Source organism: Cellulomonas pasadenensis, from assembly GCF_047229365.1.
Classification (GTDB): Bacteria; Actinomycetota; Actinomycetes; order Actinomycetales; family Cellulomonadaceae; genus Cellulomonas.
In genome coordinates this window covers 22,276-28,872 of sequence record NZ_JBFTEP010000038.1, presented here as the reverse complement: position 1 = coordinate 28,872, position 6,597 = coordinate 22,276, and the positions used below count along the sequence as shown (strand labels likewise).

The 6,597-nt window shown below is 72.4% G+C and carries 4 protein-coding genes; all 4 read left to right on the top strand.

The window, feature by feature from the left end; translation table 11 throughout:
* Positions 1-419: DciA family protein (locus AB6N23_RS07660; RefSeq protein WP_412865498.1), on the top strand; the 419-nt coding region annotated here is incomplete at its 5' end.
* 371 nt (positions 420-790) lie between these two features.
* A complete protein-coding gene (gyrB, locus tag AB6N23_RS07655; protein WP_412865500.1) occupies positions 791-2,776 on the top strand; it encodes a DNA topoisomerase (ATP-hydrolyzing) subunit B in 1,986 nt (661 codons plus the stop codon).
* Positions 2,777-2,831: 55 nt separating this feature from the next.
* On the top strand, positions 2,832-5,465 hold the full coding sequence (gene gyrA, locus AB6N23_RS07650) for a DNA gyrase subunit A (RefSeq protein ID WP_412865496.1): 2,634 nt from the start codon (positions 2,832-2,834) through the stop codon (positions 5,463-5,465).
* A complete protein-coding gene (locus tag AB6N23_RS07645; protein WP_412865494.1) occupies positions 5,462-6,460 on the top strand; it encodes a DUF3566 domain-containing protein in 999 nt (332 codons plus the stop codon). The genes gyrA and AB6N23_RS07645 overlap by 4 nt, the downstream gene beginning before the upstream one ends.
* Positions 6,461-6,597: the final 137 nt, after the last annotated feature.

Sequence of the window (6,597 nt, the reverse complement as noted above, 5' to 3'; positions counted from 1 at the left end):
GCCTGCGTCCCGGCCAGCCGGCGCGCGGCACGGTCGCGTCGAGCGGCGCCGCACCCGGCCCGCGCGACCCGCAGCCGCTGTCGGTCTCGGCGGGCCGGCTCGCGCGGGACCTCGGCTGGGAGCCGGGGCTCGTGGTGGGCGACCTCGTGCACCGGTGGGCGCACATCGTCGGGCCGCAGGTCGCGGAGCACTGCACGTACGAGTCGTTCGAGGCGGGGCTGCTGACGGTGCGGGCGTCGTCGAGCGCGTGGGCGGCGAACCTGCGCCTGCTGGCGCCGGCGATGCTGGCGCGGTTCGACGAGGCGCTCGGCCCGGGCGTCGTGGTGCAGGTGGACGTGCTGGGGCCGGCGGGCGGGCACGGGTTCGGGCGCGGGCCGAAGCGCGTGCAGGGCCGCGGGCCGCGGGACACCTGGGGCTGACCGGGCCCGGCGTCGTCGTCGCGAGCCGACCCCAGCCGCGCGGCGCGGGATCGTGTCCACGGCATCGCCCGCACGTGCCCCGTTCCCGGGCGCCCACCAGGTAGACTGGAACGGTCAATGCAGGCGTCTGCGTGCCCTCCTGCGCGGCGATCTCCGCCCGCGCGGGGTGATCCGGTCTCCCGGCCGCTCGCAGACGCTCTCGACGCGCATCGCGCGCGCAGACCTCTCGAGGAGACCCGCCGCCCGTGGCCGACCAGAGCACCCCTCGCGACACCGACTCGGACCACGGCGACGACGCCACCCCCGCGACGCCCGCCCCGACCGGTCGGCCCGCACCCAACGGCGGGTCGTACGACGCGAGCGCCATCACCGTGCTCGAGGGCCTCGAGGCGGTGCGCAAGCGCCCCGGCATGTACATCGGGTCGACGGGCGCGCGCGGCCTGCACCACCTCGTGTACGAGGTGGTCGACAACTCGGTCGACGAGGCGCTGGCCGGCTACTGCGACACGATCGAGGTGACCCTGCTCGCCGACGGCGGCGTGCGCGTCACCGACAACGGCCGCGGCATCCCCGTCGCGATCCACCCGACCGAGGGCCGGCCCACGCTCGAGGTCGTCATGACGATCCTGCACGCCGGCGGCAAGTTCGGCGGCAGCGGCTACGCCGTCTCGGGCGGCCTGCACGGCGTCGGCATCTCCGTGGTCAACGCCCTCTCGCGGCGCGTGGAGTCGCGCGTCAAGCGGGACGGCTACGCGTGGGAGCTCGACTTCGCGGACGGCGGCCGCCCGGTCGGCGAGCTGCGCCGCGGCGGGGCGACCGAGGAGACGGGCACCAGCCAGACGTTCTGGGCCGACCCGACCATCTTCGAGACGGTCGACTTCGACTTCGAGACCCTCCGCTCGCGCTTCCAGCAGACGGCGTTCCTCAACAAGGGCCTGCGCATCACGCTCACGGACGAGCGGCCGCAGCACACCGGCACGGAGGACGAGGTCACGGACCCGGGCACGGCCGACCCCGGTGCGACGACGGACGGCACGACCGAGGCACCGCAGGGCCGCAGCGTCACCTACAAGTACGACGGCGGCCTCGTCGACTACGTGACGCACCTGAACTCGGCCAAGAAGGTCGAGCTCGTGCACCAGGACGTCATCGAGATCACCGCGGAGGACACGGAGCGGCGCATCTCGGTCGACATCGCGCTGCAGTGGACGAGCGCGTACAGCGAGTCGGTGCACACCTTCGCGAACACGATCTCGACGACCGAGGGCGGCACGCACGAGGAGGGCTTCCGGGCGGCGATGACGTCGCTGATCAACCGGTACGCCCGCGACAAGAACATCATCAAGGAGAAGGACGAGAACCTCACGGGCGACGACATCCGCGAGGGTCTGACCGCCGTCATCTCCGTCAAGCTCGGCGAGCCGCAGTTCGAGGGCCAGACCAAGACGAAGCTCGGCAACACCGAGGCCAAGACGTTCGTGCAGCGCGCGGTCAACGAGCGCCTCGGCGACTGGCTGGACTCGCACCCGACCGAGGCGCGCGACGTCATCCGCAAGGCGATCCAGGCGGCGACGGCCCGCATGGCCGCCCGCAAGGCTCGCGAGGCCACGCGCCGCAAGGGCCTGCTCGAGTCGAACTCGATGCCCGGCAAGCTGCGCGACTGCCAGTCGAACAACCCCGCCGAGTGCGAGGTGTTCATCGTCGAGGGCGACTCCGCCGGCGGCTCGGCGGTCCGCGGCCGCAACCCGCGGACGCAGGCGATCATGCCGATCCGCGGCAAGATCCTGAACGTCGAGCGTGCGCGCCTCGACCGCGCCCTGGGCAACCAGGAGGTGCAGGCCCTCATCACGGCGTTCGGCACCGGCATCGGCGAGGACTTCGACGTCTCGAAGCTCCGGTACCACAAGATCGTGCTCATGGCCGACGCCGACGTGGACGGCCAGCACATCCGCACGCTGCTGCTGACGCTGCTGTTCCGCTACATGCCGGAGCTCATCACGCAGGGCTACGTGTACATGGCCCAGCCGCCGCTGTACCGCATCAAGTGGTCGAACGCGCCGCACGACTACGTCTACTCGGACCGCGAGCGGGACGCCGTGATCGCAGACGGGCGCGCGAACAACAAGCGCCTGCCCAAGGAGAACGGCGTGCAGCGCTACAAGGGTCTCGGCGAGATGGACTACTCGGAGCTGTGGGAGACCACGATGTCGCCCGAGCACCGCACGCTCCTGCAGGTGACGCTCGACGAGGCCGCCGCCGCGGACGAGATCTTCTCGGTGCTCATGGGTGAGGACGTCGAGGCCCGCCGCGCGTTCATCCAGCGCAACGCCAAGGACGTGCGCTTCCTCGACATCTAGGCGCGACCCGCACCACCGCGCCCCCTGACCCCCGCGACACTGGAGTGACCCGCACGTGAGCGAGATTCCCGGCGAGATCGAGCACGGCCGCATCGACCAGGTCGACCTGCAGCTCGAGATGCAGCGCTCGTACCTCGACTACGCGATGGCCGTGATCGTCGGCCGCGCCCTGCCCGACGTCCGCGACGGCCTGAAGCCCGTGCACCGCCGCGTGCTGTACGCGATGTACGACGGCGGCTACCGGCCGGACCGGCAGTTCTCCAAGTGCAGCCGCGTCGTCGGCGACGTCATGGGCAAGTACCACCCGCACGGCGACACGGCGATCTACGACGCCCTCGTCCGCCTCGTGCAGGACTGGTCCATGCGGTACCCGCTCGTGGCGGGGCAGGGCAACTTCGGCTCCCCCGGTGACGACCCGGCCGCCGCGCCGCGGTACACCGAGTGCAAGATGGCGCCGCTGGCCATGGAGATGGTCCGCGACATCGACGAGGACGCCGTCGACTTCCAGGACAACTACGACGGCCACACGCAGGAGCCGGTCGTCCTGCCGTCCCGGTTCCCGAACCTGCTGGTCAACGGCTCGGCCGGCATCGCGGTCGGCATGGCCACCAACATCCCGCCGCACAACCTGCGCGAGGTCGCGGCGGGTGTGCAGTGGTACCTGGAGCACCCGGAGGCGACGCGCGAGGAGCTCCTCGAGGCGCTGCTGCAGCGCATCAAGGGCCCGGACTTCCCGACGGGCGCGACGATCCTCGGGCGCCGGGGCATCGACGAGGCGTACCGCACCGGTCGCGGCTCCATCACGATGCGCGCGGTCGTCGAGGTCGAGGAGATCCAGAACCGGCAGTGCCTGGTGGTCACCGAGCTGCCGTACCAGGTGAACCCCGACACCCTCGCGAAGAAGATCGCGGACCTGGTCCGCGACAACAAGGTGCAGGGCATCGCGGACATCCGCGACGAGACGTCCGGCCGCGCCGGCCAGCGCCTGGTCATCGTGCTCAAGCGCGACGCCGTCGCCAAGGTCGTGCTCAACAACCTGTACAAGCACACGCAGCTGCAGGACACGTTCGGCGCGAACATGCTCGCCCTCGTCGACGGCGTCCCCCGCACGCTCAGCCTCGACGCGTTCGTGCGGCACTGGACCGCGCACCAGATCGACGTCATCCAGCGCCGCACCCGCTTCCGCCTGCGGCGCGCCGAGGAAGAGATCCACATCTACCGCGGCTACCTCAAGGCGCTCGACGCGCTGGACGAGGTCATCGCGCTCATCCGCCGCTCCCCCGACGCCGACACGGCGCGCGCGGGCCTGATGGAGCTGCTGGAGATCGACGAGCAGCAGGCGCAGGCGATCCTCAACCTGCAGCTGCGCCGCCTCGCCGCCCTGCAGCGCCAGGAGATCCTGCAGCGGCACGCCGAGCTCGAGGCGCGCATCGTCGAGCTCACCGAGATCCTCGAGTCGCCGGTCCGCCAGCGCCAGATCATCAGCGACGAGATGACGACGGTCGTCGAGCGCTACGGGGACGAGCGCCGCACGACCATCCTCCCGTTCGACGGCGAGGTCAGCGTCGAGGACCTCATCGCCGAGGAGGACGTGGTCGTCACGATCACGCGCGGCGGCTACGCCAAGCGCACGCGCGTCGACGCGTACCGGGCGCAGCGCCGCGGCGGCAAGGGCGTACGCGGCGCGCAGCTGCGCGAGGACGACATCGTCGACCACTTCTTCGTCACGACGACGCACCACTGGCTGCTGTTCTTCACGAACCTCGGCCGCGTGTACCGCGCCAAGGGCTACGAGCTGCCCGAGGGCGGCCGCGACGCCAAGGGCCAGCACGTCGCGAACCTGCTCGCGTTCCAGCCCGGCGAGCGGATCGCCCAGGTGCTGGACCTGCGCGACTACGAGCAGGCGGAGCACCTGGTGCTCGCGACCAGGCGCGGCCTCGTGAAGAAGACGCGCCTGACGGAGTACGACTCGAACCGCTCCGGCGGCGTCATCGCAATCAACCTGCGCGAGGACGAGGAGGGCCGGCCGGACGAGCTCGTCTCGGCGCGGCTCGTCGACCCCGACCAGGACGTCATCCTCGTGTCGCGGCAGGGCCAGTCCGTGCGGTTCACGGCGTCCGACGAGGCGCTGCGCCCGATGGGCCGCGCCACGAGCGGCGTCACGGGCATGAAGTTCCGCGGCGAGGACGACCTGCTCGCGATGGACGTCGTCCGCGAGGACGCCTACCTGTTCACCGTCACGCAGGGCGGCATCGCCAAGCGCACGGCCCTCACGGTGGAGAACTACCGCCAGCAGGGCCGCGGCGGCCTGGGCATCAAGGTCGCGAACCTGCCCGAGGCCAACGGCGAGCTCGTCGGCGCGCTCGTGACGGACGCGGACGACGAGGTGCTCGTCATCATGGAGCGCGGCAAGATCGTGCGGTCCTCCACGTCCGAGGTGAACGCGACCGGGCGCACCACGCAGGGCGTCATCTTCGCCAAGCCCGACACGGGCGACCGGATCATCGCCGTCGCCCGGAACAGCGAGCGACACCTCGCGGACGATGCGGGTACCGTGGACGGGAACGGCCAGGGCACCGACGGAGCCGACGGCAGCGGCACGGCGACCGGCACCGCGCCGGACGCGACCGCCTCCGACACCTCCGGGGCGGAGCCGGACAGCGGTGACCGACCCGCGGAGGACGCATGACCGACACGCCCCCCTCGATCCCGCCGCGCAAGCGGCCGACGCCCCCTGCCACGGGTGCGAGCGGCCGTGCGACGGGTGGTGCAACGACGACCGAGCGCACGTCGACGAAGCCCGGCACCGGGGCGCGCAGCACCGGTCCGACCGGCCCGCGCACCGGGGCGTCCGGCGGGTCGTCGGCCGGCTCCTCCGCCGGCTCGGCCGCGGAGGGCACGGTCCGTGAGGGTGCGCCCACCGTCGCCGAGCGGGCCGCGGGCGCCGGACCCGCGGACGGTGCACGTACACCCGACGCGACGCGCGCGACGGACACCGGGCGTCCCGCCGACGCCCCCGGCACCGCGGCGGACGCCGACGGCGCCCAGGAGCCGTCGCCCCTCGTCACGGCCGTCGACACGACGACCGTCTGGCTCAAGAAGGCGGCGGGTGCGACGAGCACGAAGCTGTCGCAGGCGTACTCCCAGCTGACCCGCCCGAGGACCGAGGACCCGCAGATGACGACCACGCCGGACGCCCCCGCGACCGCCGCCGCCGCGAGCACCGCGACGGCCCCTGCCGCGGGCGCCGCACCGCGGCCCACCGGTCCTGCCACGGGCGCGACCGCGCGTCCCGCCACGGGCCGCATCCCGACCGTCGGCGGGCCGCGCCGCGTGCGCCTGTCGGTGTCGCGCGTCGACCCGTGGTCGGTGATGAAGCTCGCGTTCCTGCTGTCGGTCGCGGTCGGCATCATGATCGTCGTGGCCGCGGCGGTGCTGTGGTTCACGCTCGACGGCCTGCAGGTCTTCGCGCGCGTGGACGAGCTCATCGCGCAGGTCGCCGGCCCGGAGAGCACGCTCAACGTGCTCGACTACGTGTCGTTCCAGAAGACGATCTCCGCCGCCACGCTCGTCGCGGTCATCGACGTCTTCCTGCTGACCGCGCTCGCGACGATCGGCGCGTTCCTCTACAACCTCGTGGCGGCGCTCGTCGGCGGCGTGCACGTGACCATGACGGACGAGTGACGTCCGGCCGGGACGCCGCCCGGCGCGCGCCCTCCCGCCGGCCGTCGCCGGTTTGGGATCGGCCCCGCGCCTGAGGTAGTCTCGACCGTCGCACCCACCCGGTCGGCTCCTCGGAGCGTGCACGGGGGTTTGCGAGA

Coding starts and splice junctions, on each gene's coding strand:
- AB6N23_RS07645 (WP_412865494.1), top strand. CDS start 5,462: ATGACCGACACGCCCCCCTCGATCCCGCCGCGCAAGCGGCCGACGCCC.